This window comes from Amycolatopsis sp. NPDC051371 (genome assembly GCF_040682155.1).
In the GTDB taxonomy this organism is placed as follows: domain Bacteria; phylum Actinomycetota; class Actinomycetes; order Mycobacteriales; family Pseudonocardiaceae; genus Amycolatopsis.
The window spans coordinates 80,919-101,727 of record NZ_JBFBAG010000010.1 but is presented as its reverse complement, the minus strand read 5'-3'; the positions used below and the strand labels follow the sequence as shown (position 1 = coordinate 101,727).

The 20,809-nt window shown below is 72.2% G+C and carries 19 protein-coding genes and 1 pseudogene; 11 read left to right on the top strand and 9 right to left on the bottom strand.

Annotation, left to right across the window (positions count from 1 at the left end; all coding sequences use genetic code 11):
- Positions 1 to 3: 3 nt before the first annotated feature.
- On the bottom strand, positions 4 to 1,038 hold the full coding sequence (locus AB0M59_RS15185) for an NAD(P)-dependent alcohol dehydrogenase (protein ID WP_364614500.1): 1,035 nt from the start codon (positions 1,036 to 1,038) through the stop codon (positions 4 to 6).
- Positions 1,039 to 1,134: 96 nt separating this feature from the next.
- On the opposite strand from AB0M59_RS15185, the gene AB0M59_RS15180 reads away from it, so the two are divergent.
- Positions 1,135 to 1,722 (top strand): TetR family transcriptional regulator, encoded by a 588-nt coding sequence (locus tag AB0M59_RS15180; RefSeq protein WP_364614497.1) that lies wholly within the window; start codon positions 1,135 to 1,137, stop codon positions 1,720 to 1,722.
- 91 nt (positions 1,723 to 1,813) lie between these two features.
- On the opposite strand, the gene AB0M59_RS15175 is transcribed toward AB0M59_RS15180, so the two are convergent.
- The gene (locus tag AB0M59_RS15175; protein ID WP_364614494.1) at positions 1,814 to 3,160 is read right to left on the bottom strand and encodes an alpha/beta fold hydrolase; all 1,347 of its coding nucleotides are present in this window, start codon (positions 3,158 to 3,160) and stop codon (positions 1,814 to 1,816) included.
- Between the two features lie 75 nt (positions 3,161 to 3,235).
- Positions 3,236 to 4,186, bottom strand: coding sequence for a helix-turn-helix domain-containing protein (locus AB0M59_RS15170; RefSeq protein WP_364614491.1), 951 nt, complete (start codon positions 4,184 to 4,186; stop codon positions 3,236 to 3,238).
- 285 nt (positions 4,187 to 4,471) lie between these two features.
- On the opposite strand from AB0M59_RS15170, the gene AB0M59_RS15165 reads away from it, so the two are divergent.
- On the top strand, positions 4,472 to 6,064 hold the full coding sequence (locus AB0M59_RS15165; RefSeq protein WP_364614488.1) for a beta-1,3-glucanase family protein: 1,593 nt from the start codon (positions 4,472 to 4,474) through the stop codon (positions 6,062 to 6,064).
- A 77-nt stretch (positions 6,065 to 6,141) separates the two neighbouring features.
- Here the strand turns inward: AB0M59_RS15165 and AB0M59_RS15160 are convergent, their stop codons facing one another.
- Positions 6,142 to 7,104: a hypothetical protein gene (locus AB0M59_RS15160; RefSeq protein WP_364614485.1), complete on the bottom strand. Its 963-nt coding sequence runs from the start codon at positions 7,102 to 7,104 to the stop codon at positions 6,142 to 6,144.
- A gap of 93 nt (positions 7,105 to 7,197) precedes the next feature.
- Complete coding sequence (locus tag AB0M59_RS15155) at positions 7,198 to 8,085, bottom strand: helix-turn-helix transcriptional regulator (protein ID WP_364614482.1); 888 nt, start codon at positions 8,083 to 8,085, stop codon at positions 7,198 to 7,200.
- A gap of 92 nt (positions 8,086 to 8,177) precedes the next feature.
- On the opposite strand from AB0M59_RS15155, the gene AB0M59_RS15150 reads away from it, so the two are divergent.
- Entirely contained in the window at positions 8,178 to 8,735 is a 558-nt protein-coding gene (locus AB0M59_RS15150) for an SRPBCC family protein (protein WP_364614479.1), read from the top strand.
- A gap of 43 nt (positions 8,736 to 8,778) precedes the next feature.
- Here AB0M59_RS15150 and AB0M59_RS15145 read toward each other — a convergent pair whose 3' ends face one another.
- A complete protein-coding gene (locus AB0M59_RS15145; protein WP_364614476.1) occupies positions 8,779 to 9,354 on the bottom strand; it encodes a helix-turn-helix domain-containing protein in 576 nt (191 codons plus the stop codon).
- 93 nt (positions 9,355 to 9,447) lie between these two features.
- Between AB0M59_RS15145 and AB0M59_RS15140 the strand changes: the two genes are divergently transcribed.
- Positions 9,448 to 10,395, top strand: coding sequence for an NADP-dependent oxidoreductase (locus tag AB0M59_RS15140; protein ID WP_364614473.1), 948 nt, complete (start codon positions 9,448 to 9,450; stop codon positions 10,393 to 10,395).
- A gap of 404 nt (positions 10,396 to 10,799) precedes the next feature.
- Here AB0M59_RS15140 and AB0M59_RS15135 read toward each other — a convergent pair whose 3' ends face one another.
- Both AB0M59_RS15135 and AB0M59_RS15130 read right to left on the bottom strand, forming a co-directional pair.
- On the bottom strand, positions 10,800 to 11,237 hold the full coding sequence (locus AB0M59_RS15135; RefSeq protein WP_364614470.1) for a nitroreductase family deazaflavin-dependent oxidoreductase: 438 nt from the start codon (positions 11,235 to 11,237) through the stop codon (positions 10,800 to 10,802).
- Positions 11,237 to 12,364: a glycosyltransferase gene (locus AB0M59_RS15130; RefSeq protein ID WP_364614467.1), complete on the bottom strand. Its 1,128-nt coding sequence runs from the start codon at positions 12,362 to 12,364 to the stop codon at positions 11,237 to 11,239. Before AB0M59_RS15130 ends, AB0M59_RS15135 begins: the two co-directional genes overlap by 1 nt.
- Positions 12,365 to 12,414: 50 nt before the next feature.
- On the opposite strand from AB0M59_RS15130, the gene AB0M59_RS15125 reads away from it, so the two are divergent.
- From AB0M59_RS15125 to AB0M59_RS15100, 6 genes are all read left to right on the top strand, one after another.
- Positions 12,415 to 13,068: a helix-turn-helix domain-containing protein gene (locus AB0M59_RS15125; RefSeq protein WP_364614464.1), complete on the top strand. Its 654-nt coding sequence runs from the start codon at positions 12,415 to 12,417 to the stop codon at positions 13,066 to 13,068.
- 236 nt (positions 13,069 to 13,304) lie between these two features.
- Entirely contained in the window at positions 13,305 to 13,442 is a 138-nt protein-coding gene (locus tag AB0M59_RS15120) for a hypothetical protein (RefSeq protein ID WP_364614461.1), read from the top strand.
- A 73-nt stretch (positions 13,443 to 13,515) separates the two neighbouring features.
- Positions 13,516 to 14,049 carry a MauE/DoxX family redox-associated membrane protein gene (locus AB0M59_RS15115; RefSeq protein ID WP_364614458.1) on the top strand — a complete coding sequence of 178 codons (534 nt, stop codon included), beginning with the start codon at positions 13,516 to 13,518 and terminating at the stop codon, positions 14,047 to 14,049.
- A gap of 12 nt (positions 14,050 to 14,061) precedes the next feature.
- Positions 14,062 to 14,550 (top strand): hypothetical protein, encoded by a 489-nt coding sequence (locus tag AB0M59_RS15110; RefSeq protein ID WP_364614455.1) that lies wholly within the window; start codon positions 14,062 to 14,064, stop codon positions 14,548 to 14,550.
- Positions 14,550 to 16,340 carry an ABC transporter ATP-binding protein gene (locus tag AB0M59_RS15105; RefSeq protein WP_364614453.1) on the top strand — a complete coding sequence of 597 codons (1,791 nt, stop codon included), beginning with the start codon at positions 14,550 to 14,552 and terminating at the stop codon, positions 16,338 to 16,340. Before AB0M59_RS15110 ends, AB0M59_RS15105 begins: the two co-directional genes overlap by 1 nt.
- Positions 16,340 to 16,756, top strand: a complete 417-nt coding sequence (locus AB0M59_RS15100; RefSeq protein WP_364614450.1) for a S26 family signal peptidase — start codon at positions 16,340 to 16,342, stop codon at positions 16,754 to 16,756. Before AB0M59_RS15105 ends, AB0M59_RS15100 begins: the two co-directional genes overlap by 1 nt.
- Here AB0M59_RS15100 and AB0M59_RS15095 read toward each other — a convergent pair.
- The gene (locus tag AB0M59_RS15095) at positions 16,729 to 19,527 is read right to left on the bottom strand and encodes a BTAD domain-containing putative transcriptional regulator (protein ID WP_364614447.1); all 2,799 of its coding nucleotides are present in this window, start codon (positions 19,525 to 19,527) and stop codon (positions 16,729 to 16,731) included. The genes AB0M59_RS15100 and AB0M59_RS15095 overlap by 28 nt on opposite strands.
- Before the next feature lie 785 nt (positions 19,528 to 20,312).
- Between AB0M59_RS15095 and AB0M59_RS15090 the strand changes: the two are divergent.
- A pseudogene (locus tag AB0M59_RS15090) lies at positions 20,313 to 20,738 on the top strand (hypothetical protein); the annotation flags it as partial.
- Positions 20,739 to 20,809: the final 71 nt, after the last annotated feature.

Here is a 20,809-nt window from a genome sequence, read left to right as displayed (position 1 = left end):
CCATCAGCTCAGGTCCGCCAGGTCCAGCACGAAGCGGTAGCGGACGTCGTTGCGCCGCAGGCGGTCGAGCGCTTCGTTCACTCGCGCCGACGGGAGCACTTCGACGTCGGCGGTGACGCCGTGCTCGGCGCAGAAGGCCAGCATGGCGGCGGTCGCGGGGCGGCCGCCGCTGCCGGCCGAGGTCAGCTTCTTGCGCCCCACGAGCAGATCCATCGTCTCGACGGTGACGGGCCCGAGGTGGCCGAGCTGGCTGAGCGTTCCGTCCACGGCGACGAGCCTCAGGTACGGACCGAGGTCATGGGGCGCGGAGATCGTGTCGATGACGACGTCGAACCGGTCCCGGGCGGCGGCCAGCTGGTCCTCGTCCGTGGAGACGACGACGCCCTCGGCACCCAGCCGGCGGGCGTCTTCGGCCTTGCCCGCCGACCTGCTGATGACCGTCGTCTCGGCGCCCAGCGCCACGGCGAACTTGACCGCGAGGTGCCCGAGCCCGCCCAGCCCCGCGACCGCGACCCGCGTGCCCGGCCCCACACCGAGGCTGCGCAACGGCTCCCACACGGTGACGCCGGCGCAGAGGAGCGGCGCCGCGGCCGCCGGGTCGAGCCCGGCGGGGAGGAGGTAGGCGAAGCGGTCGCGGACGACGTACTCGCGGGCGTAGGCCCCCGACGTCGTCGAGCCGTCGCGGCGGTCGGTACCGCCGTAGGTCAGGGTCGGGAACTCGCGGCAGAAGTTCTCCTGCCCGCCTTCGCACATGACGCACACACCGCACGAGTCGACGATGTTGCCGACGGCCACCGGGTCGCCGACGGCGAACCGTGTGACCTCGGGACCGGCTTCGGTCACCCCTCCGGTGAACTCGTGGCCCGGCACGAGAAGGCCGCCGGCATGAGCGTCGACGGAGTGGATGTCGGTGTGGCAGACACCGCAGTAGTCGACCCGCACCGCGATGTCGTCCGGACGCAGGTCCCGCCGTTCGAGGCGCACCCGCCGCAGCGCCGAGGCCTCGCCATCCACTCCCCATCCCGTGGTTGTCCGCATGTCGACTCCTGTTCAAACAGACTGTTCGGTCTATTTCACCGTAGGCGCGGCCTCCCAGAAAAGCAAACCAACTGTTCTGTTTGGTAGGCTCGACCGATGGCCGACCACCCCACGACCGCCCGCGGCACCGCGACCCGCGACCGCATATTCGAGGCGGCGACCCGGGAGTTCGCGGAGCACGGGATCGCGGGCGCCCGCATCGAGCGGATCGTGAGCACGGCGCGCACCAACAAAGCGCAGCTCTACGCGTACTTCGGCAGCAAGGACGAGCTGTTCGACGCGATCTTCTTCGCTTCGCTGGAGCGGATCGTGAACGTCGTCCCGATCGACGCCACCGACCTCGCGGACTGGGCCGTGCGCCTCTACGACGAGTACCTGCGCCGCCCCGACCTGATCCGCCTGGCGACCTGGGCCCGCCTGGAGCGGCGTCCGGCCGGCCACCTCGTCCCCGACGCCGACCGGCTCGACGACCGGAAGCTGCGGGCGATCGCCGAGGCCCAGGCCGCCGGGCTGGTGCGGCCCGGCGACCCGTTCGACGTGATGGCCGTGGTCATCGCGATGTCGATGGCGTGGTCACCGGTCAGCAACGTCTACGCGGCGACCGCGGACGAGCCCTCGGAACAGCACGAGGGACGCCGCTCCCTGCTGCGGGAGACCGTCCGGCGCGCGGTGATGACGAGCTGAGCCTCTCGCACCCGACGTTCAGTTCTCCGTCGTCGGCGACCATTGCCCGTGCAGGAACGGCTCGCGGGTCTCGTCGTTCATCGGGAAGAAGTCAGGCACCCGTCGAACATCCCGTCTTCCAGGCGTGCGGCAGCACGGAATCCTCCAGCGGCGGCCCGGCGAGATTGGCCGTGTAGTTCGTCATCGCCGAGATCGCCACTCCGGTGATCACCTCGAAGACCTGCTCCTCGGTGAAGCCCGCCGACGTGAACGTCACCACCTCCGCGTCGTCGACGTGTCCCTGCTTCTCGATCAACGACCGGGTGAACGCCGACAGCGCCGCCATCTTCGGGTTCGGGGGAACCCTGCCCTCGCGGATCGCCTCGACCACGGCCGGCTCGACGCCGTCCTGGAGCGACTCCAGCGTGTGGAACGCGACCGCCCATTCGCTGCGGTTGGCGACCGCGTTGGACAGCAACAGGACCTGCCGCTCGTCCGGACCGAACGTGCCCCCGCCCCGGAAGTGACCGAAGGCGGCGAAGAAGGTGTTGATCAGCGCCGGCGAGTTCGCCATGAGGCCGGCCGCGGCGGGCACGAACCCGAAAGCGCTTTCAAGAACCTTGAGCGGCTCCTTCGCGGCTTCGTCGGCGGTGTCGGCGGTGTGGATCCGGTAACTGGTCATGATTGAAGTCTGCGGCACCGGGCGCACCGAACCAATTCCCTCGGAGGTAAGCATCGCAGATGCCTCGCCGCCGCATGCCACGATCGGCACGCTCCTGAGAATGGTCTCCGCCACCACTTCGGGATGCACCAGCGGGACGGCGTGGGAGGAGTCGACCTCCACAACGGTGGAACCCGCTCGTTCGGCCATCCACCGCTGGACCTCGGTGGGAATGGAGTTGTCCTTCGTGGACACGACGGCCCACGACGGCAAGGTGTGCCAGCTGGCGGCGTTCGTGAAGCTGCCGTCCAGCGTGACCGGGTCGAACGGCTTCTGGGCGGCGGCGAGGATCTTCTGCTCACGGGCGCCGGCATCGCCGGCGTAGACCTCGCCGAACTTGTCCGGCCGGAGGTAGATCTCCGTGCCACCGGGGTACTCCCGCACGGCCAGGTTCTCCGGGATGAGCAGGCTTCCCGGGAACTTCCCGTTGAGCGCACCGGCCGTCTCCCCCGCGTCCTGCTGGAAAGCGGTGACGAACACGAGCGATCGGACGTCCTCGGTCAAGGCGTCGGGAGCCGAGATGACGGCCCCGGCGTAGGAGTGCGCGGCGACCACGAGCGGGCCGGTGAGCGAGCCGAGGAACCGCTTGAGGTAGGCGACGTCGCCGTCGAAGTCGCGCATGGGCAAAGACGGCGCGATGACGGGGTGGCCCGCATCCTGCAGGCGCACGGAGACCCGGCGCCACACCGAAGCATCGGTCAGGGCGCCGTGGACGAGAACGAAGGTCGGCTGGTTCATGCCCTCAGCCTGGACTCGGGCGGCACCCGGCGGACAGTGGCAGTACTGCCGACTATCGAAAGCTTGCTGCCACCATCAGGCGCGGTCGAAGGTGAAGGACTTCCGGTGCTCGCGCGGCGAAACGTTCGTCGCGCGCCGGAACTGCACCCGCAAGTTCGTCGCCGTGCCGAACCCGACGCGACGCGCGATGTCCTCGATGGACAGTTCCGAGTTCTCCAGGAGCTCCTTGGCCCGGGCGATGCGCTGGTCGCGCAGCCAGGTCAACGGCGGCACACCGGTCTTCTCGCGAAAGCGCCGGTGGAAGGTCCGCTCCGACATGGCGAACCGGGTGGCCAGGTCCTTGACCGACAGGTTCTGCTCCAGCGACACGAGCATCCACTGCCGGGCCAGGGCGATGACGTCGTCGCCGGGAGGGACGACCGATTTCTCCACGAACTGCTGCTGGCCGTCCGCCGGACGCGGCGCCATGACGATGCGCCGCGCGACGTGCCGCGCGGCGGCCGCTCCGAGATCGACGTTCAGCAGGTGCAGGCAAAGATCCACCCCCGCGGTGACGCCACCCGACGTGAGGACCGACGCGGTACCGGCCACGAGCACCGACTGGTCGACCGTGATCGCCGGGAAGCGCTCGGCCAGCTCCGCGCACAACGACCAGTGGGTGGTCACGGTCAGCCCGTCGAGGATGCCGGCCCGTGCCAGGGCGAACGCCCCGGAGCAGATGGACACCATCCGGACGCCGCGCCGGTGCGCGCTCGTCAGCGCTCGCATCAGTGAGCCGGGCAACTCGCGATCCACGGCGTCGGCGTAGCCCGGAACGACGATCGTGCCCGCCCGGCGCAGCAGCTCCAGCCCGCCGTCCGGAACCACCGTGGTCCCCCCGGCCACCGGCACCGCACCACCGCCGACGGACACGGTCACGAGGTCGTACGCCTCCGACGCCTCTCGGCCGAACACGTGGACCGGGATCGCGTAGTCGAGCGGCAGGACGTCCTCGAGCAGGACGACCACCATCCGGTGCCGGGTCATGGCGGCATTCTATCGATGGATGGTAAAACGGCGAGCTTCCGACGAGCGACCTGACGCAGGTCAGCGGCCATGCCGCGGATCACCGTCACTCCACTGTAGACCCGCCGCGGTCCGGAGGCGTCGCGATGTGCCGGCGGAATTCCGCCTTCCCGCGGCTACCCAACGTGACTCCGCCCCTACGGCTGTCCGGGCAGCGGCAGTGCACCGACGACCTCAACTTCGTCCGGACCATGGACGTGCGAGCGGTACGTGTCTACGTTCCCATCCACCAGAAAGGAGTTACTGTTGCGCACTCGAAGAAAACTGTCCGCGATCGTCGTCACGCTGGTGGCGTTCGCGTCGATGGCGGTGTGGGGCGGTGCTGCCCCGGCCGCGGCCTCCGGCCCCGCTCTCCTCCCGCTGTCCATCACCAACAACACCGGCCGCGCGGACGCGGTCCACCTCTACGTCCTCGGCGTCGACCTGAGCACCGGCAAGCTGGGGTACGTCAACGCGGGCGGCGTCTTCACCGCCTGGGGCCCCGGTGGTACTCCCCCGGTTCCGGCACCGGACGTCTCCATCCCCGGCCCGGGCAACGGCGGCACCACGACCGTCCAGGTCCCCCGCGGCATCTCCGGTCGTGTCTACTTCTCCCTCGGCGAGCGCCTGAAGTTCTTCCTCGCCCCGGGTGGTCTGGTCCAGCCCGCACCCTGGGCGGGCGGCGACGCCAACCGCGACATCCTGTTCGACTGGAGCGAGTTCACCTACAACGACGCGGGCCTGTGGCTGAACAGTTCCCAAGTGGACATGTTCGCCGTGCCCCACACGGTGAGCGTGACGACGGGTTCCGGTGCCGTGAAGTCGACCGGCACGCTGGTTCCGGGCGGCCGCGACAACGTCATCAACGGCATCAAGGCCCAGCCCGGCTGGGCCGGTTCCGTGCAGACCCGCCAGGACGGCACGGTGCTGCGCGTACTGGCCCCGGGCAAGGCGGCCGATGCCGGACAACTCGGCAGCAGCTACCTCGACTCGTACATTTCGTCGGCCTGGAACGCCTACACCGGCAAGGTGCTCACCGTCGTCCCGTTCGCCGACCAGCCGAACACCAAGTACTTCGGCCGCACCGCCGGCACCGTCATGAACTTCACCGACGGCGCCGGCCGGCAGGTCGCCTCGTTCGCCAAACCCACCTCGGCGAACGTCTGGGGCTGCGACGGCGCCCTCGGCGCGCCCAACGACCAGGTCGTCGGGCCGATCGCCCGCACGCTGTGCGCCGCGCTCAACCGCGGCACCCTGGGCCGCATCGACACCCAGCCGGGCGGGAACAACGCCGACTTCTACCAGAACAACCCGACCAACCAATACGCGAAACTGGTGCACGCGAGCATGGCCGACGGCAAGGCCTACGCGTTCGCGTTCGACGACGTCGGCAACTTCGAGTCCCTGGTGAACGACGGGAGCCCCCGGGCCGCGGGCATCACCCTGAACAGCTTCACCGGCGGCGGGTCCCCCGCCTCCGGCACCAGGCTGATCAGCGACTGGAACGGCAAGTGCATCGACGTGCCGAAGCGGAACTTCGCCGACGGCGTCCACTTGCAGACTTTCGCCTGCAACAACACCATCGCCCAGGACTGGACCTTCACCGGCGAAACGCTGAGGGTCCCGAACAACATGTGCATGGACGTCGCCTGGGGTTCCCGGGAGCGGGGCGCGGTCATCCAGGTCGCCACCTGCAGCGGCGACCCCGCCCAGCGGTTCGTCCTCACCCCGGCCGGTGATCTCGTCAACCCGCAGGCCGGCAAGTGCGTCGACATCAAGGCCTGGAACGGCGACGACCGGGCGCCGCTCATCCTGTGGGACTGCGCGGGAACCGCGAACCAGAAGTGGCACCGAGGCTGACTCCCCGGAACCCGCGTGGTGTGGTGACACCGGCTTGCCCGGATCACCACACCGCGCGGGCTCGTGGGTGAGCGACGTCAGCGACCGAGGTGGGCCACGACCAGGTTCGGATCTTCGGCGGTGACGTAGGCGGCACTGAGCACGTAGACGGTGCTGCCGCGCACGGCGACGGACGTGGGGTTCTGCAGGCCGTCGGCCGCGGTCAACACGGTCGAGTGGCGGCCGTCGGGCTGGACGAGCGCGACTTCGCTCGGACCGTCGAGCGCGGCCAGCAGCTGGTCCCCACGGCCGGTGAAGGCGAAGTCGTCGATGCCCGTCAGCCCGGTGGCCACCGTCCGCACCTCGCCGGCACCGCCGTCGCGCCGGATCGGGATGCGCAGGACGGTGCCCTGGTCGAGGTTGGTGGCCCAGATCGCCCCGTCACGCAGCTTCAGGCCGTTGACGCCGAGGAAGCCGCCGGCCGCCAGTTCGGGAGCGGTCGACCAGGCGGTGGGCACGCCTCCGGTCACGGGCACCCGCCAGATGGTGCCGAGCACGGAGTCGGTGACGTACAGGGTGCCGGAGCGCGGGTCCAGCGCCAGCCCGTTGGGCAGGCCGTCGGCGGGCAGCGCGGCGATCCGTTGCGGACGGCCGCCGGGACGCAGGCGCCACACACCGGTGAGGTCGGACGTGCCGGTGGCGTAAAGGAAATACAGCGTGCCGTCGCCGGCTCGGGTGATGCCGACGGTCAGCGGGAAGCCCAGCACCGGGGTGTGAACACCGCCGTCGGCGGGCTTGGGCAAGGTGGCCAGGACCCGGATGGTTCCGCCGGGAGACACTTCGGCGATCTGGCGGCCTTCCGCGAAGGTGACGAAGGCGCCACCCGGGCTGAGTGCGATGTTTTCCGGTGTCTGACCGGCGGCCAGATCGAAGTGCACGGCGATTCTCGCGTCGCACAGCGGTGCGGACGCGGCCGAGGCCGGAGCGGCGGTCACCGCGACGACACCCGCCGCGACGAGGACGGTCGCGGACACAGCGGACTTGGAGAGCTTCTCGAACATGGTTCCTTCACTGGTTTCGGGCGCGCGTCAGCGACACACCGGCGCGCACGCGGGTGGTGAGTTCGGTCCGGACCGGGTGGTCCGGGCGAAAGGTCAGACCGGCACCCGGGAGTTGGGCGGTGCCGGGACGGTGTGGTGGTCGATGGCTTGACCGAGCAGGGTCAGCGCGGCTCGAGAAGGCGAATCGGCCTCCGTGGTCGCGACCACGACGGCGGGACCAGGTCCGCTGCTCAAGGTCTGCTGCAGGACGGTCAGCGCTCCGACCAGCGGGTGCCGCATCTCGTAAGGGGCGATGGCACACGCCTTGATCCGGTGATCGGCCCACTGGGAAGCGAACTCGGCGCTCTTCGCGCTCAGCTCGCCCACCAGCGCGTACAACGCCGTGTCGTCCGGGTGCTGACCCGCCACCAGACGCAGGTTTCCCACCACTGCCCGGGCTTTGGCCGGCCAGTCGGCGTAGAGCTCGCGGGTGTGGCTGTCCAGGAACACGAGCCTGGCCATGTTCGGCCGCCGCGCCGGCGTCTCCGGAGCGTCGAAGTCCAGGTGGCCCGCGAACAGCGCGTGCCCCAGCCGGTTCCAGGCCAGGACGTCACTGCGCCGGCCGAGCACGATCGCGGGTACGTCCGCGAGTACGTCCAGCAGCTGGCCGGTCGCCTCGGTCACGCGCTCCGGCGCCGGCCGCCGGTCCCGGGGGCGGTGCCGGTTCGCCCGAGCCAGCTCGTGCAGGTGCCGCCGCTCGGACTCGTCGAGCCGCAGCGCCACGGCGAGCGCGTCCAGTACCTCGGCGGAGGCACTCGGCGACCGCCCCTGCTCGAGCCGCGTGTAGTAGGAGGCGCTCACCCCCGCCAGCAGGGCCAGCTCCTCGCGCCGCAGCCCCGGCACGCGCCGGCGCTCGCCATAGGTCGGCATGCCGACGTCCTCGGGGCGCAGCTGGGATCGCCGCGCCTGCAGGAAGTCTCCGAGCTGCGTCTTTCCGGTCATGGCTCCAGTATCGGGTCCTCGGCCTCGCTCAGCCTGCCCCAGCCGGGGGTAGGCAACGGCGGGCCTGGTTCACCCACCCGCCCGCCGGTGAAGTGGGGGTTGCCGATCCGGCACACCGCACGCACCCCGGGAGTTCCGATCTTGACCACCGCCAGCCGGCTCGACGCAGCCGATTTCGCGTTCACCAGGAGCGCCTGGGTCGACGCCACCCGGCCCACGTCTACGCACTGATCAGCGACGTATCCGCGATCAGCCACTGGAGCCCCACCGCCGACGGCGTTTCCTACGACGACGGCGCCGGTCCGTGGGTCGGGGCCTGGTTCAGCGGCACCAACCGCCGAGACGGCAAGCAGTGGACCACTCGATCCCAGGTCGTCCAAGCCGATCCCGGGTCCGCCTTCGGCTTTGTCGTCGGCGGGGCCGAGGAGGGCATCGTGCGCTGGAACTGGACTTTCCGGCCCCAGGGCCGAGGCTCTCTCGTCCGGCAGTCCTGGCAGCTCCTGCGCCTCGACCCGGTCCTGGGAAGCACCCGCGCCGACTTGGACGCTCTCCGCCGCTACATGGCCGGCAGTGCCGAAACCACCCTCGCCGCCCTCGCCCAGTGGATCGCCGAACTACAACCCGACGCCTTCTCCGGGTCGCGGTCGTAGGTGCGGAGGAACCCGTCGCCGGATCGGCCCGGCTTGAGGCGGCTCAGCCGGGCGGCGGGCGGAGGCCGTCCATCAGGAGGTTCAGCAGGCGACCGGCCTTGGCTTCATGCTCGGGCCGGGGTGCCACGGTGAAGATGCCGATGAGGGAAGCGGCGATGTCTTCGGCGGTGACGTCGGAGCGGAGGTCGCCCGCCGCGCGGCCGGCGTCGAGAATCGTGGTGATGGCCGCCAGCAGCTCGGTCCGGGTCTGGGCATGGGCGATCTCGCCCGACTCGATCATCGCGAGCAGCGTGTCGAGCATGCCGTTCTTGGTCGCGATCCAGTCGCCGAACAAGTCCATCCAGCGCCGCATCGCCGCGGCCGGCGCCAGCTCGTCGAGCAGTGCGCGGGCGCCGGTCGTCAGTCGCCCGACCTGGTCCCGGTAGACCGCGTCGACCAGCGACTCGCGGGTCGGGAAGTGCCGGTAGAGCGTGGCGATGCCGACGCCGGCCTCGCGGGCGATCGCCCGCATCGACGGCTCGGCGTCGGCCGACACGAACATGCGGGTCGCCACCGCGAGCAACTGGTCGCGGTTACGGGCTGCGTCCGCCCGCGGTTCACGCAGCTCCGCCTCACTCAAAACGGATCACGCTCCGGTTGTGTTAGGGTCATCCAGGTAAACGGAGCATAGTCCGTTTCGCTGCGTTCCCTCACATCAAGGAGACAGGCGTCCATGCAGCACCAGAGCGCTCACCCGTCGACGGCCGGGAGCAGGGCGGTCCAGCTCGATTCGTTCGGCGGTCCCGAAGTCCTGGACCTCCGTGAGATTCCCGCTCCGCAGGCAGGCCCGGGACAGGTCCGGGTGCGGGTCACCGCGGCCGGCCTGAACCCGATGGACTGGATCATGACCGCCGACGCGGACACCGCCGCCCGGTTCGGCCTGAGCCTCCCGGCCGGGTTCGGGACCGACTACGCGGGAGTGGTCGACCAGGTCGGTGCCGGGGTGACCGGCTTCGCACCGGGCGACCGGGTCTTCGGGAGCGCCCTGTCCCGCGCGGTCGCCGACTTCGTGGTGATCGACGCGGCCGGGGAGATCGCGGCGAACGAGGCCCACCACACCCCCGACGGCGTGGACGACCGCACCGCCGCCACCCTCGCGATCGCCGGCCGCACGGCATCCGCCGCTCTCGCCGTGGTCTCCCCCGGCCCGGACGACACCGTGCTGATCGGCGGCGCCGCCGGCGGAGTCGGGGTGTTCGCCGTCCAGCTGGCCCGGATCGCCGGAGCGCGCGTGATCGGCACGGGATCGGCGACATCGGCCGACTTCCTGCGCGACCTCGGAGCCGAGCCGGTGGCCTATGGCGACGGCCTGGCCGACCGCGTCCGAGCCCTCGGCGTCACCGCCGCCATCGACCTGCACGGGACGGAGACAGTGCACACCGCAAGGGAACTCGGCGTTCCGGACGGCCGCATCTGCACCGTCGCCGCGCAAGTCGACGGAGTGCCGGCGGCCAACGGCGCGAACGCCGCTGCCGGCGCCCTGGACGAGATCGCCCGCCTGGTCGCGGCCGGCCGGCTCCGGGTGCCTGTCGCGGCAAGCTTCCCGATCGAGCAGATCCGCCGCGCGGCCGAGCTCCAGGCTGGCCGGCACGTACACGGCAAGGTCGTCATCGACCTCTAGACCAAGGCCGTCGCGGCGACGGCGGGCGGCGAGGCGGTCGAGGCCAGGCATGCCGAGGTGGACGGTGTTCTGGTGGGCGCAAGTTCGTCGTTGGTGATGCCGCCTTCCACGAGCCAGAACGGCTGGTCGCCGCTGGTGAGAACCGAGCCACGACCCGATAGAACCGCTCCGCCACGCCCAGGCCGCCGAGCGGTGTTCCGGGTACGCCAACCGGTCGTCAGGCGCAGTCCATCGCCCAGCAGGCCGCGAGCACAGTTCCTCAGCAGCCCGTCGGTGCGGTGAAGCTCCGGCTCGGAGGCGGCCGAACTCGGCGCGGGCAGGTGCGCCGGCACTTCTTCCAGCAGCCGCTCGATACGCCGTCGATGGTGTCGTCGGGGACGGCCCCGACGACACCATCCGCCTGGCTACACCAGGGCGACGACCGGGATCAACCGGTCCGTTTTGTTCTTGTACTCGGCGAAGACCGGCGCACGGGATTCCTGGTCGTTCCACAGCGAGTCACGTTCGGCGCCCGTCAGCACGGTCGCCGTGCAGACGTGCTTCTCGATACCGGTTGCCGTGCCGATCTCGATGCTCACCCGGGGCTGCGCCAGCAAGTTGTGGTACCACGCCGGGTTGCGGGCCTGACCGCCGTTGGTGGCGAAGACGATCCGGCGGTCGCCGTCGGGCAGGTAGCCCAGCGGAGTGGTCGACTCGCGACCGCTGCGCGCGCCGACGGTGGTGAGCAACAGCAACGGAACATCGGCGAACACGCCACCGACCTTGCCGTTGCCGGCGCGGAACTCGGCCATGATCTTCGCGTTCCACGACGCCATGTCCGGGTCGCTGTAGCGGTCGGCCATCAGAGTGCCTCCACCACGTCGGGGAACGACTCGGCCAGCGCCGCCGCGTCGGGCAGCGCGGCGATTTCGGCGGCCACCGCCCGGGCGCGGTCGCGCACCGACGGATCGGCGGCCCGATCGAGCGCGTGAGCGAGATCCTCGCCGGGGCGAACGGCGACACCCACACCGGCGGCGGCGACGAGCTCGGCCTGGATGAACTGGTCCGCGGCCTGGGGCACCACGATCAGCGGCAGCCCGTGCGAGAGACCGGACAGCACGCTGCCGGCGCCGCCGTGCGTGACCATCACGTCCACATGGGACAGCAGCCGGGCCATCGGGGTGAACGGGACCAACCGCACGTCGTCCGCGAGACCGTAGTCGGCGGCGGACCGGCCGAGCCCGACGGTGACCGCGACCTCGAAGCCCTGCCCGGTCAGCCCCCGCACCACCGGCGAGACGATCTCGGGCGCGGTGAAGTGCGTGCCGAAGGTGACCAGCACTCGCCCGCGGCCCCCGGCCGGGGCGTCGAAGACCGGTGGCGCCGGCGGAAGGACCGTGTGCGGCTCGGGACGCGGCGGCAGCCGGTCGGCGGGTGGCTGCCAGCCCGGGAACTGCAGCGCGGGCGGGCAGATGTCCAGGTACTTCCGGCCGACCGCCTCCACGGGAGCGTCGACGCCGAACTCGGCGTAACGCGGCGCGGCCGCCTCGGCGAACGCCTTCACCAGCTCCGGTGGGTGCCCAGGACCGAGTGCGTGGGTGAGCAGCGGGACGTCCAGCGCGGCCGCGACCAGCGGGCCGACCAGGTCCGTGGCTTCGTGCACCACCACGTCCGGCCGCCACTGCTCCGCGGCGCGCAGGGATTCGGCTCCCGCCAGGGCGACCCGGACGTCGGCGAACAAGGTCGCGACCATCGCGAAGCTGGGCACCGCCGTGCCGTCGTCACCGTTGCGGCGCGCGGACTCGGCGAACACCGCGTCCATCGCCGGGCCCGCGGCCACCAGCTCGAGGGGCTCGTTCTCCAGCGCGGGCGCCAGCGCGCCGGAGGTCAGTACGCCGACCTGATGTCCGCGCGACGCCAAGGCCCGCCCCAACGGCAGCAGGGGGAACAGGTGGCCGTGCGCGGGCACGGTCGACAAGAGGATTCGCATATTGATCAGAGTAGCGTTCTTGTCAACTGGGCTGCCTTATAGTCATTGCCGTGTCGTCCGCCTCGTACCACTCGCCTCGCCGCCAGGAAGCCGCCGCGCAGACGCGGCAGGCCATCCTCGACGCCGCTCGCCGGCTGTTCGCCGAGCGTGGTTACGCCGCGACCACGGTCCAGGAGATCGCCGTGGCCGCCCGAGTGGCGCCGGCGACGGTGTACGCGAGCGTGGGCGGAAAGCCGCGGTTGCTGGACGAGCTGGTCACCAGCGCCGCGGCCGACACCCGCCTGCAGGAGGCCGCCGACCGCGTCACCGCGGCCGAAAACCCGGCCGAAATCCTCCGCGGCTGCGTGGCGGCCGCCCGGTTCGGCGCCCAGGAGTACGCCGACGTCTTCGAACTGATGCTCACCACGGGACGCACCGACGAGGGGGCCGCGGCCGCCGCGGCCGGCGCCGAGCAGGGCTTCCGCGGCGGCCTGGGTCTGGTCGCGACGCGTCTCCAGGAATTGGGCGCGCTAGCGGGATCGACCGACGAGGCCATCGACGTCCTGGCGTACTTCCTCGGCTACCCGTCCTGGCGCCGGCTGGTCGACGACTTCGGCTGGAGCTATCCGGCGGCCGAGGCGTGGCTGGTGGACCGGATCGCGGAGGCGCTCCGGATCGACCACCGCGGCAACGCGAGTCAAGCCGAAGCAAGCGGATCCGCATAGAAGGCGCGCGCGGACGTCGCCAAGCCGGACGGGCCGACCAGGACAGCGGGCCGGACCGGCAGCGGCGGCCCGGCTCCCTCGGCCGGGTGCCGCTCCCCGCGGGCCACTGTCCGGCGTCGGCGATCGTCGGTACCGCCATTCGGGCCACGCCCGGACAGCGTTTTCCTCGATAGCGAACGGATAGCGAGGCTGAGCCACGATCTCCCGGTCGATTCCCGCTAGTGAGAGGAGTGATCATGGCTCGCATGATCAACGCCCTGGGTGACCGGTTGCTGGGGCTGTTCCTGGGCGAGGTGAAGGCCGGCGCCTGCATCCCCGAGCACGGCCAGGTCTGCAAGACGCTGCACTACGACTGCTACGGCAACTGCAAGTAACCGCGGCGCCCACGCCTTTCCCGCCGCGGCCCTCGTGGCGGGAAAGGCGTTGCCACGCAAAGGAGGTTCACCGATGATCGGCGCCCAGTTCGTGCTCGCCGCCCGGGTCCTGGTCGGGCTGGTGTTCGCGGTCGCTGCCGTCGGCAAGCTCGCCGGGCGGGTGCGGCTGGCGGAGTTCGCCGCGTCGCTGGCGCCGCTCGGCCGGTCGCCGGTCGGCTGGCTGCCGATCGCCGCCGGGACCGCCGTAGTCGAGCTGGCCGTCGCCGTGCTCGTCGCGTTCTCCGCCACCTACCGGCTCGGGCTCGGGCTGGCGACGGCGGTGATGATCGTGTTCTGCGCCGCGATCGCCCGTTCGATGCGGCTGGGCCGCCGCGTCACCTGCCGCTGCTTCGGTCGCTCCGGGGCGGTGCTCGGCCGGGCCCACCTCGTGCGCAACGCGCTGCTCGCCGCGGGGGCCGCCGCGGCCCTCGCCGTCCCGCCGGGGCCCGGTCTCGGCCTCGACACCGGCGCGGCCGCCGCACTCGTCGGCACTTTCGCCGCACTAGTTGCGATCAATGGGGACAGCCTGGCCGGCCTGGTCGGCAAGGCGGACACCGCCCATCGCTGAAAGAGGTATCTCATGTCGTTCCTGGTGGCCGTGGTCGCGGTGCTGGCCGTGCTGACGGTGCTCAACCTCCTGCTGTCCTCGGCGATCATCAGGCTGCTCAACGAGCAGCGGCGGTCGGTGACGCCCGCGCTGCCGGCGGTGGGCACCGAGATCGGGTCGTTCGAGGTGACCGACGCCGACGGCGTGACCGTCACCGACCGCGAACTGGATGACGCGCTCGTCGCGTTCCTGTCGCCGACCTGCGGGCCGTGCCAGCGCCTCGCCGGCAAGCTCACCGAGCCGACCGTCGCGTTCGTGCTCGACGGCGGTGACCGGGACAAGGCCGTCGAGTACGCGGCCGGTCTGGGACCCGCGGTGCGCGTCGCCTTCGTCGGAGACCGCAGCCCGGTGTCGGCCGCGTTCAACGCGGGCGACGTGACCCCCACCCTGTTCCGCGTGCGGGACCGGCGGATCGCCGCCGCCGGCCACGACCTCGACGCCGTGCGCCGGCAGCACGTCTGATGAACCTGTTCCGTGCGGCGGGCCCCGCGTTCGGCGTCGCCTGGCGCGCGTCGCGGGTGGCCACCGGCGGCGCGATCGCGCTGGCGGTGCTCGCCTCGGCCGTGCCGGCGGTGTCGGCGTGGCTGGGGAAGCTGCTGTTCGACGAGCTGGCCGGCGGCCGGGACCGTGGCCTGATCGTGCTGCTGGCCATCGGCTCGGCGGCCGGCCTCGCCATCGCGACCGCGATCACCGCGGTCGCTTCGTACTGCACCGCGATCGTGCGGGCCAAGTCCGCGATCGAGGCGGAGGACCGCCTGGTCGGCGCGGTCGGTGCGCTGCCGGGGCTGCGCCGGCTCGAGGACCCGGCGTTCCTGGACCAGGTGCGGCTGGCCGAGCAGGGCGCGCAGGAGGCCGCGCCCGCGGTGCTGGCGCTGACCGTCGAGTCGGTGCGCACCGTGGTCGCCGTGCTCGGGTTCGGCGGCGCCGTCCTGCTCGTGTGGCCGCCGATGGCCGGGCTGCTCGCCGCGTCACTGGCGGCGGCGACGATCTCCCAGCTGACCCTGTCCCGCCTGCGCGCGCGGGAGGCCGAGGCGATGATGGCCACCCACCGCGAGCGGTTCCTGTTCCGCTCGCTGTGCTCGGACATCCGCGCGGCCAAGGAGATACGGCTCTTCGGCCTCGCGGATCTGTTCCGGTCACGCATGGTGGCCGCGGTCCGCACGGCCACGGCCGGCGAGTGCGCGATGCAGCGCCGGATCGCGGTCGCCGGGATCACCGCCGCGATCGTGTCGGCGGCGGTGGCGGGCGTCGCACTCGTGGTCGCCGCGACCGGCGCCGCCCGCGGGTCGCTGTCCATCGGCGACGTGACCCTCTTCACCGCCGCGGTGGCCGGTATCCAGTCACCGGTGGGCGCGCTGCTGGGCCAGCTCGGCCGGGCCGGCGGCTCGCTCGGGTTGTTCAAGCACTACCTCGACGTGGTGACGACCGAACCCGACCTGGCCTCCGGGACCGACGCCGTGCCCGGGCTGACGGCCGGCATCGAACTGCGTGACGTGTGGTTCCGCTACGACCCGACCGGCCCGTGGGTGCTGCGCGGGGTCGACCTGGTGATCCCCGCCGGCGCGGCGGTCGGGCTGGTCGGGGTGAACGGCGCGGGCAAGTCGACGCTCGTGAAGCTGCTGTGCCGCTTCTACGACCCCGACCGCGGCCAGATCCTGTGGGACGGCGTGGACATCCGCTCCTGTGACACGGCCGGGTTGCGTGCCCGCATCGGCGCCACGTTCCAGGACTTCACCAGCTACGACCTGACCGCCACCGAAAACATCGGCATCGGCGACGTCACCCGCCTCGACGATCTCGACCGCATTCACGCGGCGGCCCGCCTGGCCGAGATCGACCCGGCGCTGTCCGCTTTGCCGCGCGGCTACCAAACCCTGCTGTCCCGGGCGTTCCTGGACGTCGACGACAAGGCCGGGGCGGCGCTGTCCGGCGGCCAGTGGCAGAGGGTGGCGCTGGCCCGGTCGCTCATGCGCGCCGAAGCCGACCTGCTCATCCTCGACGAACCCAGCTCCGGCATGGACGCCGACGCCGAGACCAGGACCCACGAGGCCCTGCGCGCCCACCGGGCCGGCCGGACGAGCGTGCTGATCTCCCACCGCCTGTCCGCCCTGCGCGGCGCGGACCGGATCGTCGTGCTCGGCGGCGGCCAGGTGATCGAACAGGGCACCCACGACGAGCTGCTCACCGCGGGCGGCGAGTACGCCCGCCTCTTCTCCTTGCAGGCCAAGGGATACGCGATGGCGGAGGCGTGATGGTCGGACTCGCGGTGGTCGTGGTGGTGCTGGTTCTGCTGGTCGTGCTGCGCCGCCGGTACGTGGTGGCCCGCGTCTGGGGCCACAGCATGTCCCCGACCTTCCACGACGGCGAGCGGGTGGTCGCGACCCGGCGACGGCACTACCGCGTCGGCGACGTCATCGTCTTCCGCCCGCAGTCAGCGGCGACTGACCTCGCGTGGCGCATCAAACGGATCGCCGCGGTCGCCGGCGACCCGGTCCCCGCCTGGCTGGGGACGCGGCTGGAGACGGACCACCCGGTCGTCCCGGCCGATCGGGTGGTGGTGGTCGGCGACAACACCGGCCACAGCGAGGATTCCCGCCAGCTCGGCTACATCGACCTCGCCGTCGTGGCCGGCGCGGTCCCTCACCGCCCCGCGCCGGAGGGCAGCTGACAATCGATCTCCGCCAGCACTTTCTCCACTCCGACTCGTTCGACCGGGCTGTCGAACTGGTCCTGCAGGCGCAGGGACGCGTGGGCGATGCGGCGGGCGGCGGCCCGGTCGCCGGCGGCCAGCTCGATCGAGGCCAGGGCGAGCAGCGCGGCGGACTCGGCGTCCGGGCGGCGGGTGCGGCGGGCCAGGCCCAGCGCGCGGTCCGCGGATCTTCGGGCGGCGGGCAGGTCGCCGTTCGCGCGGTGGGCGTCGGCTTCGGCGGTGAGGCACCAGGTCTGGCCGATCGGGTCGCCGTTCTGCTCCGACAGGCAGCGGGCTTGTTCGGCGAGGCCGGCCGCGGCCGCCGGGTCGCCGGAGGCCAGGGCGGTGCGCACGACCACGAGCCGCACCTGGGCGCGGGTCTTCCACTCGCCCGCGGCGTCGGCCAGCCGCAGGGCCTTCGTGCCGTGCGCCCTCGCCGCGCCGAGGTCGCCGAGGTGGTCCCGGTACAGGGCGGCCAGCGTGGCGTGGCAGCCCGACTCCCCCGCCAGGTTGCCGGACTTCCGGAAGCACACGACCGCCTCGCGCACGGCGGTGATCGCGCGGTGCCCGTCACCGCACCGCTCGTACGCGTCGCCCAGCTTGGTCAGTACCTCCGCCCGCAGCGCGAGGTCGACCTCTCGCAGCGGCACCTCGTTCAGGATGGCCACGACGTCGGCGTACCGGCTGCGGTGCATCCTCGCCGTCGCCGTGACCAGTGCCGCGGTCACCCGCACCACCGGGTCCGCGCCGGCGACGGTCGTCAGCCGCGCGGCCGCCCGGGCGCCGTGGCCGTACAGGTCGAGCCGCACGAGCGGCGCGCGCAGTACCAGCAGCAGCGCCGTCGCGGGACGGGTCAGGCCGCCGCGCACGGCCAGGCCGAACACGGCGAGCAGGACGTCGACGTCCGCGCCCACCCACGGCAGCGGCTCCTTGACCACGCGCCCGACCACGTCCTGCTCGAGCGGTGCGGCGGTCTCGGCGAGCACCGTGTAACCGGCCGGCGTGCCCAGGATGCCCTCGTAGGCATGCCTGGTCAGCGCGACCGCCCACCCGGCCAGCCGGTCCAGGGCGCCTGGGTCGAGCGACGGGCCGACCGTGCGGCAGTAGGCCCGCACGAGGTCGTGCATCCGGTAACGAGGCACCCCGTCGCGCCCCGGCCCGGCCTGGTCGAGCAGGTTCATCGCGCACAGGTGGGCCAGCACCTCGTCGGTGCAGGCCAGTGGCACGTCGAGCACGGGCGCGAGCGGCCAGCCGGTGAACGTCGGCGCCCCGATCGCCGCCAGCGCCGACATCGCGGCGCGCGCGTCCCGGTCCAGCAACCGGAAGCTGGCGTCGAGACTGTCCCGCACGCTGCGGTGCCCGACCGTCAGCTCCCGCATCCGCCTCGACTCGTCGGACAGCCGCGCGGCCAGCTCCGCCACGCTGAGCTTCGGGTACGCGGCGAGCTGCGCCCCGGCGATCCGCAACGCGAGCGGCACACCTCCGCACGCCTCGATCACCGTGGCGACCGTGTCCTCGCCCTCGCCCAGCCGGGCCGCGCCCGCCACGTTCGCCAGCACCGTCCCGGCCACCCGGTCGGACAGCGGCGCGAGCGGCACCCGGACCGCCGACTCGACCTCGGGCAGCACGGACCTGCTGGTCACGACCGTGGCGCAGCCCGGATCGGCGGCCATGAGCGGCTCGATCTGCCGGGCGGTGGCGGCGTTGTCCAGCACCACGAGCACCCGCTTGCCCGCCGTGCGACTGCGGAATTCGGCCGTGCGTTCCTCGACGCTGGCCGGCATCGACCGCGCCGGCACGCCGAGGGCACGCAGGAAACCGGCGAGGACCTCGTGCGGTGCGGCAGGTCGCGCGTCGGCGCCCCGAAGGTCGGCGTAGAGCTGCCCGTCGGGGTAGGCGTGCACCGACGCCGCACCCGCGTGCACGGCCAGCGCCGTCTTGCCGATCCCGGGCATCCCGGTGACCAGCACCAGCGGTGGCGCGTCGGTCCGGCGCGCCACCGCGGCCCTGATCGCGGCCGACTCCGCGTCGCGCCCGGCGAACCCGGAGGTCCGCGGCGGCAGCTGGGCGGGCACCACGGCCACCGTCGCCGCCCGAGGCGTCTCGACGGAGAGGATCTCCGCCTCCAGCGCGAGCAGCTCCCGCGACGGATCGATCCCCAGCTCGTCGCGCAGCACGCGCCTGGCCTCCTGGAACGCCGCCAGCGCGTCTGCCCGCCGCCCGGCGCGGTACAGCGCCAGCATCCGCCGGTGGTGTAGCCCCTCGCGCAGGGGGTGTGCCTGCACCAGCGCGGTCAGCTCGGGCAGCAGCCGCGCGGCCCGCCCGCACGCGATCTCCGCGTCGATCCACTCCTCGGCCAGGCAGATCCGCAGCTCGTCCAGCCGGGGCAGCTCCGCGCCGGCCAGGTGCGGGGTCACCCCGCCCAGCGGTGTCCCGGTCCACCGGTCGAGCGCGGACCGCAGCAGGCCGGCCGTGTCCGCGGGGTCTGCGGCCGCCCGCGCCGTGCTCAGCAGCCGTCGCACCTCGTCGACGTCGACGAGACAGTCCAGCAGGTACCCGCTCGACACGGTGACGACGGCGCCGGCCGCGCCCGCCCGGTCGAGCGAGGCGCGGAGCTTGGACACCTGGATGTGCACCTGGGTCCGCGCGGTCGCCGGCGGCAGCTCACCCCACAGCGCGTCGATCAGCCGTTCCACCGACACCGGCTTTCGGCAGGCGAGCGCCAGCGCGGCGAGCACCGTGCGCCCCAACCGCCCCTTGACCGGGACCGATGTCCCCCGGACCCGTGCGCCGACGGGACCGAGGACGGTGGCTTCCAGCAATCCCCCGCCCGCGTGCTTCGCGATCGGGTAGCGACCACACAGTGTGTTCGTGCGCGAGAGCCGCTCCTTTCTGCGTCGTACGGTGCTGGGCGGCGTTCGGCGGGCGCACGAAACTCGCGCAGGCCGAGTGCGTGGGAGACACGGTTGACGATGAGGCCGCGGCCCCTACCGCAGCTCGAGGACGCGCGGGCGCACCGGCCGTCCTCGCCGATCGCCGCGACCGGGCGGTATTCGAGCTCAGTGAAGGCGGGGCGTCAGCGCGGGCGCACCGGAGTGGAGCGGCCGGGGACGTCGTCGACCGTCACCAGTGCACCCCTGGCCATCGGAAGTCCTGCCGTTTTTGTCCGTCGTGGTTCGTCATGCGGGCGTCCGCCTTCCCCAGAAAAGTTCGGCCCAGCAACGAAAGTACTCGACTCGTCACCGCTGCGTACCCCCCAGCGGGGTGAAGCCGCTCTCGCCGTGCCGACGGTGCCAGCGGCGCGCGAACACCGTCAACCGACCCGAAAACGTTTCGCGCTGACCCGAAACATGCAGCCGACCCCCAGGTCGGGCAACCTCCGCGACGGGGGGCCGAGGCCAGCGAAAACCCACCTCAACCGGGGTGCGCCGACCATTGGGTGCCTTCACGAGCGTGGCCCTGACGTGCGCGTTGCGGGCGGCGCTCGGCGGTCAGCGCACGGGTCGGCTACGGGCCGCGCCGCCACCCGCGGTGGCACAGCTTGGCGGCCCAGGCGCCGACGCTCCCTCGCGCGGAGTCCACCACCACTACCCGGCGTCTCCTTCACGACTCGCTGGACCCCGCGGTGCGCGCGATCGCGGGTGACGCATCTGCGATGGTGCAGTTCGCAGCGGGCGTGCTGGCCTGGGGGCACGGGATCCGCGGGTACGGGCCGTTCCGGACCGGCCGCATCCTCGCCCGGGAACAGGCCGGCGAGCGGCTGGAAGCCGCGCTCGGCGGACTGCGTCCGGACGCCCTCACCCCGGCCGTGCTCGAGGACTGCTACGAGCGGTTCACGACCACCGCGAAGCTCCCCGGTCTCGGAGCTGCCTTCTTCACAAAGCTGCTCTACTTCGCCGGCTATCGCCGCGGCGAAGGAGGGATCCAGCCGTTGATCCTGGACCGGGTCGCGGCACCCTGACTTCCCTGCCGCGCCCGGGCTTCCCCGGCAGCCGCTTCCGCCGACCCGCGACCGCCTGATGACGACGGTGG